Source organism: Streptomyces sp. NPDC026062 (genome assembly GCF_055568375.1).
This window is the reverse complement of the sequence record NZ_JBVHOQ010000081.1, coordinates 1-13,374: the sequence shown is the minus strand read 5'-3', so window position 1 is coordinate 13,374 and position 13,374 is coordinate 1. Positions and strand designations below refer to the sequence as shown.

Annotated in this window: 10 protein-coding genes and 3 pseudogenes; 3 read left to right on the top strand and 10 right to left on the bottom strand. The window is 68.5% G+C overall.

Going from position 1 to position 13,374, the window contains the following annotated elements; genetic code table 11:
• The 5 genes from ACZ4LX_RS36965 to ACZ4LX_RS36945 all read right to left on the bottom strand — a co-directional run.
• On the bottom strand, positions 1 to 409 hold a 409-nt coding region (locus tag ACZ4LX_RS36965; RefSeq protein WP_467651533.1), incomplete at its 3' end, for a Rieske 2Fe-2S domain-containing protein.
• Positions 410 to 501: 92 nt separating this feature from the next.
• The gene (locus tag ACZ4LX_RS36960) at positions 502 to 942 is read right to left on the bottom strand and encodes a nuclear transport factor 2 family protein (protein ID WP_467651531.1); all 441 of its coding nucleotides are present in this window, start codon (positions 940 to 942) and stop codon (positions 502 to 504) included.
• Positions 939 to 1,493, bottom strand: coding sequence for a pyridoxamine 5'-phosphate oxidase family protein (locus ACZ4LX_RS36955; protein WP_467651529.1), 555 nt, complete (start codon positions 1,491 to 1,493; stop codon positions 939 to 941). The genes ACZ4LX_RS36960 and ACZ4LX_RS36955 overlap by 4 nt, the downstream gene beginning before the upstream one ends.
• Positions 1,490 to 1,759 carry a hypothetical protein gene (locus ACZ4LX_RS36950; RefSeq protein ID WP_467651527.1) on the bottom strand — a complete coding sequence of 90 codons (270 nt, stop codon included), beginning with the start codon at positions 1,757 to 1,759 and terminating at the stop codon, positions 1,490 to 1,492. The genes ACZ4LX_RS36955 and ACZ4LX_RS36950 overlap by 4 nt, the downstream gene beginning before the upstream one ends.
• Before the next feature lie 339 nt (positions 1,760 to 2,098).
• Complete coding sequence (locus ACZ4LX_RS36945; RefSeq protein WP_467651525.1) at positions 2,099 to 2,863, bottom strand: hypothetical protein; 765 nt, start codon at positions 2,861 to 2,863, stop codon at positions 2,099 to 2,101.
• Between the two features lie 110 nt (positions 2,864 to 2,973).
• Between ACZ4LX_RS36945 and ACZ4LX_RS36940 the strand changes: the two are divergent.
• Positions 2,974 to 4,329 (top strand): annotated as a pseudogene (locus ACZ4LX_RS36940) (ISL3 family transposase); the annotation flags it as partial.
• A 69-nt stretch (positions 4,330 to 4,398) separates the two neighbouring features.
• Here ACZ4LX_RS36940 and ACZ4LX_RS36935 read toward each other — a convergent pair.
• Positions 4,399 to 4,538 (bottom strand): annotated as a pseudogene (locus ACZ4LX_RS36935) (IS256 family transposase); the annotation flags it as partial.
• 145 nt (positions 4,539 to 4,683) lie between these two features.
• Positions 4,684 to 5,019: a transposase gene (locus tag ACZ4LX_RS36930; RefSeq protein ID WP_467651524.1), complete on the bottom strand. Its 336-nt coding sequence runs from the start codon at positions 5,017 to 5,019 to the stop codon at positions 4,684 to 4,686.
• Between the two features lie 235 nt (positions 5,020 to 5,254).
• On the opposite strand from ACZ4LX_RS36930, the pseudogene ACZ4LX_RS36925 reads away from it, so the two are divergent.
• Positions 5,255 to 6,322 (top strand): annotated as a pseudogene (locus ACZ4LX_RS36925) (ISAzo13 family transposase); the annotation flags it as partial.
• Between the two features lie 823 nt (positions 6,323 to 7,145).
• On the opposite strand, the gene ACZ4LX_RS36920 reads toward ACZ4LX_RS36925, so the two are convergent.
• Complete coding sequence (locus ACZ4LX_RS36920) at positions 7,146 to 7,331, bottom strand: hypothetical protein (RefSeq protein ID WP_467651535.1); 186 nt, start codon at positions 7,329 to 7,331, stop codon at positions 7,146 to 7,148.
• 407 nt (positions 7,332 to 7,738) lie between these two features.
• On the bottom strand, positions 7,739 to 9,268 hold the full coding sequence (locus ACZ4LX_RS36915; RefSeq protein WP_467651522.1) for a helix-turn-helix domain-containing protein: 1,530 nt from the start codon (positions 9,266 to 9,268) through the stop codon (positions 7,739 to 7,741).
• 325 nt (positions 9,269 to 9,593) lie between these two features.
• Here ACZ4LX_RS36915 and ACZ4LX_RS36910 point away from each other — a divergent pair, with 325 nt between their 5' ends.
• Positions 9,594 to 12,719, top strand: coding sequence for an ATP-binding protein (locus ACZ4LX_RS36910; RefSeq protein ID WP_467651520.1), 3,126 nt, complete (start codon positions 9,594 to 9,596; stop codon positions 12,717 to 12,719).
• Here the strand turns inward: ACZ4LX_RS36910 and ACZ4LX_RS36905 are convergent.
• Positions 12,700 to 13,374, bottom strand: a 675-nt coding sequence (locus ACZ4LX_RS36905) for an ABC transporter permease (RefSeq protein WP_467651519.1), incomplete at its 5' end; no start/stop codon positions are given. The two genes, ACZ4LX_RS36910 and ACZ4LX_RS36905, sit on opposite strands and share 20 nt — an antisense overlap.

Below are 13,374 nucleotides of genomic sequence, written 5' to 3'. Positions count from 1 at the left end.
ACACCTCCCTCAACGGCACGGGGCCCTGTCCGTTGCCCATCCCGACCTCACACCGGCCCGTCACCTGATCAGTGGCCACACTGAAAATGCTCAGTCTTGCCCTGGGTGGCGGGGGGTCCTCGCAGCCCGTTGCCACGCAGATTCCGGAGCTATCGAACCTCCAGTGGTGGAAGGAGCAGCGAAGCTGGCCCTCCACCACACTGCCAATGCTCAGGTCTGCGCCCATGTGCGGACAGTAAGCGGTCATGACCTGCGCCTGGTCCTGCTGATCGCGGTACGCAACCACTTTGCCGTCGAGGAAGTCGCGGCCCACGACGGCTCCGCCACGGATATCGTCCGAGAGGCAGACCGGGAACCAGGTGCGGGAGAAGCCGTTCTCTCCTTCGGGCGGGATGCGGAGTCCCACCACGCGTTGTCGGCTACCAGAGTGAGGGTTTTCATGTGCTGGGCGCATATTCTCTCCTCTCGAATGTGAGCTCGGTCGGCGGGGCCGGTGGTTTCTCAGGCGCTGGCAATCTGGCGAGTGAGGTTGGCCGGGTCCCAGTAGATGTCCATGCAGGCGATCGATTCCCCGCTCTGTGACAGGGTGAAGACGTTGAGGCCGGGGATCGAGTAGCGGGCTCCCTGGTGGGAGTTCCGGGACAGATCGCCGGTGGTGCTCTGAACGATTCCGGACAGAACCCACGGGACAGCGATGCGGTTCCATCCCGTGTACCACTCCGTGAAGACGAGTGCGTCGTTCTCGAACTCCTGATACCAGGAACTCAAGGAGGGGCGCAGCCCTTCGCGGCTGGTGCAGGTGAAGACCCCGCCGGCATCGTTCAGCCGCAAGTCCTCGGCGAACGACAGCAGGTGCTCTTCGAGGTCGTTGGTGCGAATAGCATCCGCCCAACGATGGATCGCGGCGGGTACTTCCTGGGTGAGGTTCGCTGTCGATATCATGCTTCACGGCTGCTTTCTGTGAGGGGTGCGCTGGTGGGTTCGGATGCGGCCCGCCGGTATGCGGAGCCGAGTTCATGGAGTTGGATGGGCAGCCTTTCGTCGGCGCCCCGCTGGGTCCAGGCAGCGGTGTCACGGACCCAGCATTCTGTGATGGTGATGGCGAACAGGTCGTAGGCGCCGACCGCGCCGAACTTCTCCAAGGGGATGGTGAACCGTTTTCGGTCGGCCGGGTCCGGAAAGACTTGCTCGAAGAACTCCGCGTGCAGACCCTGGAGTTCAGTGGTCGCTGGAGCACAGTGTCCGCGGAGCTGGACTCCGTCGAGATCGTTGTCGGCGGCACGGTAGACGGCGGCGGCCATCCGGGGATCGCGGTAGAGGTGCTGCGCATGCCGGCTGCGGGGGCTGGAGCAGAAGAGCAGCCGTCCATCGGCGCTGCGTGCGTAGTTGACTGTCGCCGCCCACATGCCCTCCGGCGAGTCGGTGGCCAGCACCAGGAAATTGGTCGTGGTCAGCAAATCCATGGCGCGTTCGGTGGGGGTGCGGGTCCTCATGTCCGGTCTCCGGTCTGTGGAGGCTCTTGCCAGTGGCGGCTGAGATAGGAGTGGACAATCCCGGCGACGTTCACGGCGGCCTCGGGGTCGTCTCCGTGGTCAAGGGCCTGTTGCAGCGTCGCGCTGATCCGGCTGAGGATGTGCGTTGGCTCTTGCGCGTACAGGGCGAAGTAGGCGGCTGCCGGTTCCGGAAGCAGTCCGGCCTGTGAGCAGAAGGTGCGGTACAGGGTGAGGTCGGCGTGCAGCGACCTCTGCCAGAGAAGCACGGAGCGCGAGCCAGCAGAACAGGCCGGACAGTGGGTGACCGTGGGCGCTGGCCGGTCGGCGTACGGCTGCTGTGATGTCGATTCCCGCATCTGCGGCGGCAGCCGCCAGCGGGGCGCCGTTGGTAGCGACAAGGGAGGCGATCTGTAGGAAGAGGTCGCCTGCCGGCGGTTCGGGGAATCGTACTGCCAGTTGAGCGAAGGCCATGACCTCAGTGGGGTGTCCATACCACTCGTCCCGCAGGACGCGGTGCAGGTTGGACAGGTTCAAGGGCGGTGCGTCCATGGGCCGGAGGTCTTCGTAGGCCCGGGCGAGTACATCCTCGGCTCTGGGTGTGGTGGTCAACGTCCGCCCTTGTCCCGTGGCGCTTCATCTGGTGGTGGCGCGGTGTACTCGATGCGCATAGCTGCCTTGATCGCGTCCACGGCCGTCAGAACACCGGCGTGGTCAGGGGCCGTGCCGTAGACGATGGCTGCGTGGTCGCGGGTTCCCAGCCGCCAGTCCTGGATGTCGCCGGGTTGCTTGAGCTGCTCGACATGGCGGATTCCGGGAAGGGCGAGCACCTTGTTGACTCCCGCGACGGACGCGACGGTCGCGATGCGGCGCGGCGCAGCCAGGAAGAACTGGTAGGCGCAGCCGTGCGCGGTGAGCGGGGCCCAGGGTTCTGTCCGGCCCAGCGCCGTCTCCAGTGCGGCCCTGATGAGGTCGAACCCTGTGGCTCGCCGCACCACGTCCGGTGCGTGGCCGCCTAGGCGGCCGTTGACCTCGATGATGCGGGGGCCTTCGGGTGTGAGCTTGATCTCGCTATGGGTGATTCCGGTGTGGACGCCCAGTGCGATCAGGGCTCGGTCCGCGAGGTCGACGACGGCCGCCCTGTTGCGGGGCGAGAGCGTGGAGGGGTAGCAGAAACCCGTCTCACGGAAGGGCTGGGCAAGGGGCAGCTTTCCCGTGACGGCGAGGTGCTGGTGCGTGCTCTTCAACGCCGCTGATTCCACGGAGACGTAGTCGCCCCATCCCTCTCCCGCTGTGGAGGGAGAGCCTGTGAGCAGTTCCTCGACGACGAACTCGACGGGCTGACGCGCACTGAACTCCGTGAACAGCCTCACTGCCTCCTCAACGGAGTGGACGGGCACCGTATAGGCGCTGGAAGCTCCGATACGCGGTTTCAGTACCGTCGGCAGCCCCACATGGCGGGAGAGAGCATCGGTTAATTCCCGCCGGGGTGCCGGTGGACGGACGGCGGGTCGTGGTGTCGGTGCGAGTCCGGCGCCTGGTCTGTCCGGTTCTCGGTTGCCCGCGGCAGACTTTCCGCGAGCAGGTTCCCGGCGTCGTGGAGCGCTATCAGCGCCGCACCAACCGACTGACCAGCCAACTAGGCTCGGTGCTCAGGGAGTTAGCTGGCCGGGCGGGCGCCCGCCTCTCCTGCGTTCTGGCCTGCGGGATCTCCCGCTCGACCGCCTTGCGCATGCTCATGTGCCAGGTGGTGACACCGCTGCGCGTCCCGCGCGTGCTCGGCATCGACGACTTCGCACTCAAACGCCGGCACCGCTACGCCACCGTGATCATCGACGCCGAGACCGGCGAGCGGATCGACGTCCTGCCCGACCGCACCGCCCAGACCCTGGCCACGTGGCTGCGCGAGCACCCCGGATCCCAGTTCGTCTGCCGCGACGGCTCCGCCACCTACGCCGAAGCGATCCGCCAAGCCCTGCCCGAAGCGGTACAGGTCAGCGACAGGTGGCACCTCTGGTCCAACCTGTGCGGCAAGGTCCTGGCCGAAGTCCGCTCCCACGCCGTCTGCTGGGCCACCGTCGTGAACCCCACCCGACCTGGAGGCGTGCGCGAGCAGACCACCCGCGAACGCTGGCAGCGCGTCCACCATCTGCTCGGCCAGGGCGTCGGTCTCCTCGAATGCGCCCGCCGCCTCGATGTCACCCCGAACACCGTCAAGCGATACGCCCGCATGAAGGAGCCCACCGCAGAGCGCCGCGCACCCCGCTACAAGCGCACACTCGTCGACCCCTACCGCGACCACCTGCGCCGACGCCGAAACGAAGACCCCGCAGTGCCCGTCACTCACCTCCTGCGCGAGATCAAGGAGCTGGGCTACACCGGCAGCGCCAACCTCCTGGTCCGCTACCTCACCCAGGGCCGCGCCGAGGGCGACAAACCAGTCACCACCCCGCAGCGTTTCGCCCGCCTCCTCCTCACCCGCCCCGAGAACCTGCGCGACAAGGACACCGCACTACTGCGGGAACTCGCCGCAGCCTGCCTAGAGATGACCGAACTCGCCCGCCTCACCGGCGAATTCGCTCAGCTACTGACCCCAGCAGAGGGCAACAACGCCAAACTCACCGACTGGATCACCACGGTCCGCGCCGTGGACCTGCCCCACCTGCACTCCTTCACGAACGGCCTCGAACTCGACCGCGCCGCCGTCGACGCCGGCCTCACCCGCCCTTACCACAACGGCCGCACCGAGGGCGTCAACACCCGAACCAAACGAATCATGAGACAAATGCACGGCCGAGCCGGGTTCCCTTTACTCCGCCACCGCATCCTCCTCCAGTGATCACTACACGGCGCTACCACCGATTACGGGCCAGAGCCAAAAAAGCGGTGTAACTGGGGTTGTTGAGGGTTACTGGCGTGCTGCGGAGAGGCGGCCGTCGAAGGTGATATCGAAGGCGTTCAGGGCGGTCTTCCAGCGCATGGTCCAGCGGGCCTGGCCCTTGCCGGTCGGGTCCAGCGACATGATCGCCATGTAACGCACTTCAGGGTGATGGCGACAGCTGGCCGGTGCCGGCTGGCGGGTTCGTCGGGGGCTTTGCTACTGAACGGGGTGATACACGACTTGGGCTTGCGTGGGCAGCCTCGTGACCGCCGTCGGGGAAGTAGGGCCCTGGTGATCTCGGCAAGGCCGAGGCTACGGCCCCGTCTGCATGCCGAGGGGGGAAAAGCCGGTCGGTGCGATCACCGACCGGCGGACGACGTGCAGGGCCCGGGTGAACGAGGTCCGCTCCGCCGCGCACTGCGCGATGCTGGCGGCCTCATCGAGCAGCTCCCGGGTGGCGTGGTGAACGATCAAGTGGGCAAAGATCTCTTGCCGGATGCCATCCGCGGTCTGTGAGCGGAGAACGGGTCCGTCGCGCTGGCGGGTCTTGATCTCGTCAAAGACGAGTTCGATCTCCCACCGTCGTGCGTACAGTTCGGCAAGCTCAGCAGCTGGGTACTTCTCGTGGTCCAGCAAGCTGGTGATCAACCGAATCACCTCGGCCCTGGCCGTCGATCCAGTACTCGACAACCCGTACCAGGACCGGCGGGGCTTTGACGGTCCCGGTCGCCTTGCTGTGCTTGTTCGCCTCGATTCGGGCGAGATAGCTTCCGTCCGTCAGCACGTCTTCGACCCTCCGGGCAATGCGTCGATCCGTCCGCCACAGTAAGGGCTTGCCGGGAAACAAGTCGTGGCTTCCAGCTGTGGGGCTCGTTGGTCTGGTATGGGGAGACCGGAGGGGATCGAGGCCGTTCTGGCGGCGAAGTTCCAGGTGTTGTTGCCGCATCTGGACGAGCGGCAGCGTCGGCTGGCCATGGGAGCGGAAGCACTGTCGTTGGGGCATGGCGGCATCAGGATCGTCGCCGCTGCAGCTGGGGTCCGCGAGGCCACGGTCTCGCGTGGGGCGGCTGAACTGGACTCCGGCCAGGCCCCGTTGGGGCGGGTGCGCCATCCCGGCGGAGGGCGGAAGAAGGCGGCCGAGCCGGACTCTGGGCTGCGGCCGGCACTGCTGGCGCTGGTCGAGCCTGACGAGCGGGGCGACCCGATGTCGCCGCTGCGCTGGACGACGAAGTCGACGCGGAAGCTGGCGGCGGAGCTCACTCGCCAGGGGCACCGGGTCTCCGCCGACACCGTCGCCGGCCTGCTGCGGGAGGAGGGCTTCAGCCTGCAGGCCAACGCCAAGACCATCGAAGGTGCCCAGCACCCCGACAGGGATGCCCAGTTCCGCTACCTCAACGAGCAGGCACGAGACCACAGGGACGCCGGGGACCCGGTGATCAGCGTGGACAGCAAGAAGAAGGAACTGATCGGCGACTACAAGAACGCCGGGCACAAATGGCAGCCCGCAGGACAGCCCGTGAGGGTCAAGACGCACGACTTCCCCGGCCAGGCCGAGAAGGCAATTCCCTACGGAATCTACGACATGACGGCGAACACCGGCTGGGTCACCATCGGCACCGATCACGACACGGCGGCGTTCGCCGTCGCCTCGATCCGCCGCTGGTGGCAGGCCCGTGGCCGGCACGACTACCCCGGCGCCCGCCGGCTGCTGATCACCGCTGACGGTGGCGGCTCCAACGGCTACCGCACCCGGGGCTGGAAGACCCAGCTCGCCGATCTCGCCGCCGAGACCGGCCTTGAGATCACGGTGTGTCACCTGCCGCCCGGCAGCTCGAAGTGGAACAAGATCGAGCACCGGCTGTTCTCCCACATCACCATGAACTGGCGAGGCAGACCCCTGACCAGCCACGAAGTCAGGCTCCAGACCATCCCCGCGACCACCACCAGCACACAGGACGAGGCCTGGGCGGACGGACCGGCCCGCCTCACGCAACGTTCGCTACAGGACCCGGAACTGACCGGGATGACCCGCCGGCAGCTCAACGAACTCATCGACGTGCTGACTCCAGCGATGGAGGTCCAACGCGAGCAAGTGCTCCGCACCCGCAGAGGACACGAACGCCTGGTGGCCCCCGGCACAGGCGCAACATTCGGTCGGCAGGCTGGGCTGCCCTACATAGTGCCGGTCATGCTCGACCTTCCTCCTGACCCACCTCGGTTGCGGGTCCCGGAGTACGTCGAGAGGCAGATCACGGAGACGGGAACATGGCGGCGGCTGGTTGTGAGCCCCTGACAAGACCGTCCGGGCTGCGCTCGACAACGGCATCGGCCCGTCCAGCTGCGTCAGCAGATGGTCACCGACAGCCGCATCAAGTCGCGCTCCGGTGGACAGCCGGTGGACAGACGCCTTTGGACGAGCCAACAGGAGGTCGCACAGGGGAGACTTCCGCATGTGGTCTGATCAGGCGAAACATCACCACGCGCCACAGTGCGACACCACCCAGCACGAATGCTCTCGGTCTCGTAATGCGTAGGTCTCGCTACCCGACGCGTGTACCGAGTGCACTCCGTACTCGGCAACGGTTAGGGCGCATGGTCGTCCTGGAATGCAGCCGTGCACCCCCTCAAGTACGCGGCAAAGCAGGGACATCCCAGGGACTTTTCAGGGACTTTCACGTCTGTCCCAGGGAGGTTCCAGGGACTTTCCGCCGCGTAAGCAGGGAAGGCCCTGACAGCGCTGAAAGACACGAACGCGCTGGTCAGGGCCCATCTGCCTAGCACTCGATGATGTTCACCGCGAGGCCGCCGCGCGCGGTCTCCTTGTACTTGACGGACATGTCCGCGCTGCTGCCCTTCGTGGTCTTGATGACCTTGCCGGCCTCGATGTACGCGCCCGCCCTCCCATCCCGCTGGCCCCGTGCGTCGGCTCGACCGCGCCACGCGCCGTGCCCGCACCGCACTCGTCCCGGCCGTGTAAAACACCCTTGCCATGGCACTGATCAACGAGCCGGGGACCGGGGCGTATCACCCCGGGTTCCGAGGCGACTGGGCGAATGTTCGCCCGGTACGTGTCGAGGTCCGGGCTGAAACTGGTCGTCGTCGACTCCGGCTTGAAGGAACGCCAGTGGCAGCGTCGGTGCGGGCATTGCGAGGCTCCTCTGGCGAGCACACTCTCCGTGAAGGGTGACGGGCGATCAGGTTTAACTGACGCACCGTGATCTATTCAAGATCATCTTGCGCATGCGTTGCACAAGGTAATGAAATCCAGTGGCGATCAATGGGAGGTCGAGAAAGGGTATAACCGCAGGTCGTCACGCATTTAGGGGTGTCGTGCCCCGTGCCGCCTAAGGGCACGACACCCCGCCCGTCAGATGTCCCGGAAGATCTCGATCTGCGCGCCCACCGAGTTCAGCCGCTCCGCCAGTTCCTCGTAACCGCGGTTGATCACATACACGTTGCGCAGTACGGAGGTCCCCTCGGCCGCCATCATCGCGAGCAGCACCACCACGGCCGGCCGCAGGGCCGGCGGGCACATCATCTCTGCCGCGCGCCACCGGGTCGGGCCCTCGACCAGGACCCGGTGCGGGTCCAGGAGCTGGAGGCGGCCGCCGAGGCGGTTCAGGTCGGTCAGGTAGATCGCGCGGTTGTCGTAGACCCAGTCATGGATGAGGGTCTGGCCGTGGGCCGAGGCGGCGATGGCCGCGAAGAACGGCACGTTGTCGATGTTGAGGCCCGGGAACGGCATCGGGTGGATCTTGTCGATCGGCGCCTCCAGCTTGGAGGGGCGGACCGTCAGGTCGACCAGGCGGGTGCGGCCGTTGTCGGCGGCGTACTCCGCCGTGCGGTCGCAGTCGACGCCCATCTCCTCCAGGACCGCGAGTTCGATCTCCAGGAACTCGATCGGCACCCGGCGGATCGTCAGTTCCGACTCCGTGACAACGGCGGCGGCGAGCAGGCTCATCGCCTCGACCGGGTCCTCGGAAGGGGAGTAGTCGACGTCCACGTCGATGTTCGGTACACCGTGCACGGTGAGCGTCGTCGTGCCGATGCCGTCCACCCGTACGCCCAGCGCCTCCAGGAAGAAGCAGAGGTCCTGGACCATGTAGTTGGAGGACGCGTTGCGGATGACGGTGGTGCCGTCGTGCCGGGCGGCGGCCAGCAGCGCGTTCTCGGTCACCGTGTCGCCGCGCTCGGTCAGTACGATCGGGCGGCCGGGGACGAGGGAGCGGTCGACCTGGGCGTGGTAGATGCCCTCGGTCGCGGCGATCTCCAGACCGAAGCGGCGCAGCGCGATCATGTGCGGCTCGATGGTCCGCGTCCCGAGGTCGCAGCCGCCCGCGTACGGCAGCTTGAAGCTGTCCATACGGTGCAGCAGCGGGCCGAGGAACATGATGATCGAACGGGTCCGGCGGGCGGCGTCCGCGTCGATGGCGTCCATGTCGAGCCGGGCCGGCGGGACGATCTCCAGATCGGTGCCGTCGTTGATCCACCGGGCACGCACCCCGATGGAGTTCAGCACCTCCAGGAGGCGGTAGACCTCCTCGATCCTGGCCACCCGGCGCAGGACGGTGCGGCCCTTGTTGAGCAGCGACGCGCAGAGCAGCGCCACGCACGCGTTCTTGCTGGTCTTGACGTCGATGGAGCCGGAAAGCCGGCGCCCGCCGACCACGCGCAGGTGCATGGGACCGGCGTAGCCGAGCGACACGATTTCGCTGTCGAGTGCTTCACCGATACGGGCGATCATCTCAAGGCTGATGTTTTGATTGCCGCGCTCGATGCGGTTCACGGCGCTCTGGCTGGTGGCGAGCGCCTCGGCAAGCTGGCTCTGTGTCCAGCCCCGGTGCTGACGGGCGTCACGGATGAGCTTGCCGATACGTACGAGGTAGTCGTCTGACATGCCGAAAGGTTATCTCAGATATGAGATGGGCCTGATGTGGGGGTGCTGCGTTCGAGTGACGGCAGGTGCCGGAGCCTCACGGATGGGGCAGGGCTCGGCCCGGACGCGACAGCTCCCTCCAGGTTCCTCCTGCCGCAGCGGTTCGGCACGCGGGGTACGTCCATCGGCTGCTTCCCTCTGCTGCTTCCCTCTGCTGCTTCCCTCGCGACGTTCGTAGGCATCCGTAGGTATCCCGCGAGGTCTGCTCCACCCGCCACCCCGCACCCCGTACCGTCCGAAGCCCCGCCCCGCACCCCCGGATTGCCGGAAGCTCTAACCTGCACGGGTGACCACCGACCTGACCCTGTTGCCGCGCGTCGCCTATCGCGGGCAGGAGCTCACCGCCCCCCGGATCCGCGGCCTTCTCGCGCTGCTCGCGGGCGACTTGCGCACGGGATGCAGCAGCGAACGGCTCGTGGAAGGGCTGTGGCCGGACGAACTTCCGGAGCGGCCGGGGAAGGCGGTGCAGGTCCTCGTGTCCAGGGCGCGGTCGCTGCTGGGCGCCGACGTCATCGCCAGTACGCCGACCGGGTACCGGCTCGCCCTCGCCGAGGATCAGGTCGACACCTCCGCCCTGCTGCTGCACGCCGCCGCGAGCGCGGGCCGGGCCAGGGCCGGGGACCACGCGGGATCGCTGGCCGAGGCCGAGGCCGGGCTCGCGCTGTGGGAGGGCACGCCCGACGGGGCGGGTGCCACCGCCGACGACCCCGTGGCCGCGCTGCGGGCCGTGCGTGCCCCCGTGCGCGGCGCGCTCGTACGCGCGCAGGCGCTCGCCCTGGCCCGTCTCGGGCGGCACGCGGAGGCGGCCGGTCCGCTGGCCTCGGCCGCCGCGGGGCATCCGCGCGACGAGGAGGTGCTCGCCGAGCTGCTGCGTGGCGAGGCGGCAACGGCGGGCCCGTCCGCCGCGCTCCTGCGGTACGAGGCCTACCGGGGCGAGCTCCGCGAGGAGCTCGGCACCGACCCCGGCGCCGGGCTCAAGGCCGTGCACCATGAACTGCTGCGCGGCGAGGCCCCGGTGGTCAGGCACGGCGTGCCGCACGAGCCGAACCCGCTCCTCGGCCGGGAAGCGGACATCGCGGAGGTCCAGCGCCTGCTGCGCACCTCCCGCGCCGTCACCGTCGCCGGCCCCGGCGGCCTCGGCAAGACCCGGCTCGCGCACGCGGTCAGCCGCCGGACCGAACAGCGCGTGGTGTACTTCGTCCCGCTCGCAGGCGTCACCTCGGACGCGGACGTGGCAGCGGAGGTGGCCTCCGCGCTCGGCGCGGGAGCCATGGGCGGCCAGTCCGCGGCCGATCCGGTTGCCGGAATCCTCGGCGTGCTCGGCTCCACGCCGGCGCTCCTTGTCCTCGACAACTGCGAGCAAGTGGTGCGGGGTGCCGCCGATCTCGTACGGGCCCTGGTCTCGTCCTCGAAGAGCCTGCGGGTGCTCGCCACCAGCCGGGCCCCGCTGGGCCTCACCTCCGAGGCGGTGTACGCGCTGCCGGAACTCGGCCCCGACACCTCCGTCGAGCTCTTCACGCAACGGGCCAGAGCCGCCCGGACCGGCGTGGAGCTGCCACCGGACGTGGTGGCCGAACTGTGCCGCGCCCTCGAAGGACTGCCGCTCGCCGTGGAACTGGCCGCGGCCCGGGTACGGGTGCTCTCGGTGCCGGAGATCGCCCGCCGTCTCGGGGACAGGTTCGCGCTCCTTCGCGGCGGCGCGCGCGACGCCCCCGAGCGCCACCGCACCCTGCACGCGGTCGTCGACTGGAGCTGGAACCTGCTCGCCCAGGACGCGCGGGCGGCGCTGCGCACGCTGTCCGTCTTCCCCGGCGGCTTCTCCGGTGAGGCGGCCGAGCACTTCCTCGGCGACGACGCGCTGTTCCTGCTGGAGCAGTTGACCGACCAGTCGCTGCTCACCGTCGCCGACACCCCTGCCGGTGTGCGGTTCCGGATGCTGGAGACCGTACGGGAGTTCAGTACGGCACGGCGCTCGGAGGCGGGCGAGGACGAGAAGACGATCAGTCAGTTCCTGTGCTGGGCAAGGGACTTCGGCGTTACGTACCACGACTGGTTCTTCGGTCCGGAACCGAGGGCCGCCTGGGAGCGGATCAGGCCGGAGCAGGACAATCTCGTCCTCGCGCTGCGCCACGCCCTGGCCCGCACGGACGCTCCTGCGCTGGCCGCCCTCACCGCGGTCCTCGGCGCTCTGTGGGCCACCGACTCCACCTTCCCCCGCCTGGCCGCCCTCGCCGCGGACACGGGCCCGCCCCTCTCGCACTACCACCCCGAACCCGCACACGTCGAAGTCGCCCGGGCTGCCGCGGTGATGTGCACGGCGGGCCTGTTCATGGGCCACGGTCCCGTCGCCGTACGCCAGCTCGTCACCCTCCGGAGGCTGCCCACCGCGCCGCCCGACACGCTGCTTCGCGCCATCGGGGCGGTGCTGAGCGCGATACCCGAGATGCTGCCTCCCGACCACGACGTGCTGCGCGGGCTCTGCGCCAGTGAGCAGCCGCTGGTCGCGGGTGTCGCCGAGTCCATCGCCACCTATGTGTGGGAGTACGAGCACGACATCGACCGCGCGCTCGCGTCGGCCCGCCGGATACTCACCGAGTTGGCGCCGACCGGTAATCCGTCCATGCAGCTCATGGGGCATTCCCGGCTCAGCGAGCTGTGTCTGCGGACGGGGCGGGGCGAAGAGGCGTACGAGCATCTGAAGGCGACGCTCGACGTGGTGCCGAGGCTCGGCGACGGGCAGGACTATCTCTTCATCCGCACGAGCCTCGTCCTCGCCTGCCTGCACCGCGGCGATCCCGAGGAGGCCGAGTACTGGCTGCGCGAGGCGGAGCGTGACGGTTCCCCGCAGCGGGACTCCTTCTACCGGCCCGACCTTGCCGGGCGGGCCGAGATCGCGCTCGCCCGAGGGCTGACGGAGGTCGGCCTCGGCCTGTGGCGCGGAGCCGTGGAGTGGATGCCCGAGGCGGCCCCGACGCTGGGTGACGACCTCTGGCTGGACCCGTCGGCCCTGCAGATCCAGTCGGCGGCGGTGACGGCGCACGCGTACGCGGGGCGGCTCGAACTGGTCGCCGAGCCGCTCGGCCGGCTGCGGAAGGGGTTGCGGACCCTGCTCGCGGATCAGGCCGGTTCGCCCTGGCAGCTCCCGGTGTTCGGGACGGTGCTGCACGCCCTGGGGGTGGCGGGGCTGGCCACCGACGACGGCGAGGATGCCACCGCCGTACGGATGCTCGCGCTGGCCGAACGGCTGCGCGTGATGCGCGACTTCCAGCCGACGATGTCGGCGGACCGGGCCCGGCAGGCGGCCGAGAACGCCGACCGGGCGGCGTACGCCGACGCGGTGTCGGAGTATGCCGCCCTGGAACGTGACGAGCTGCGGGAGGCAGCCCGCGCGCTCACTTCGGGTCGCGGTTGAACTGGGCCATCGACCAGCGGTGGCCGAGGACGATCAGCAGGAGGCACCAGCCGAGGGCGATCCATCCGTTGTTGCCGATCTCGGTGCCGAGCAGCAGCCCGCGCAGGGTCTCGATGGCCGGGGTGAACGGCTGGTACTCGGCGATCGGCCGGAACCATCCCGGCATCGTGTCCGCCGGGATGAAGGCGCTGGAGATGAGCGGGAGCAGGATCAGCGGCATGGCCATGTTGCCCGCAGCTTCGGCGTTCGGGCTGGCCATGCCCATCCCGACCGCGATCCAGGTGAGCGCCGTGGCGAACAGCGCGAGCAGGCCGAACGCCGCGAGCCACTCCAGAGCGGTGGCGTCCGTGGACCGGAAACCGATGGCGACGGCGATGGCTCCGACGAGGATCAGACTGGCGAGCACCTGCAGCACACTGCCGACGACATGGCCGATGATCACCGAGCCGCGGTAGACCGCCATCGTGCGGAAGCGGGCGATCAGACCCTCGGACATGTCGGTGGAGACGGCGACCGCTGCCCCGATCACGGTGGATCCGATGGTCATCATCAGGATGCCGGGGATGATGTAGGCGATGTAGTCGGAGCGGTCCGTGCCGCCGATGCCGGCGCTCATGACGTCGCCGAAGATGTAGACGAAGAGCAGCAGCATCAT

What these genes read in the sequence shown, in the direction of transcription:
- ACZ4LX_RS36960 (WP_467651531.1), bottom strand. Translation starts at nt 942, where the DNA reads ATGATATCGACAGCGAACCTCACCCAGGAAGTACCCGCCGCGATCCAT.
- ACZ4LX_RS36955 (WP_467651529.1), bottom strand. Translation starts at nt 1,493, where the DNA reads ATGAGGACCCGCACCCCCACCGAACGCGCCATGGATTTGCTGACCACG.
- ACZ4LX_RS36915 (WP_467651522.1), bottom strand. Translation starts at nt 9,268, where the DNA reads ATGTCAGACGACTACCTCGTACGTATCGGCAAGCTCATCCGTGACGCC.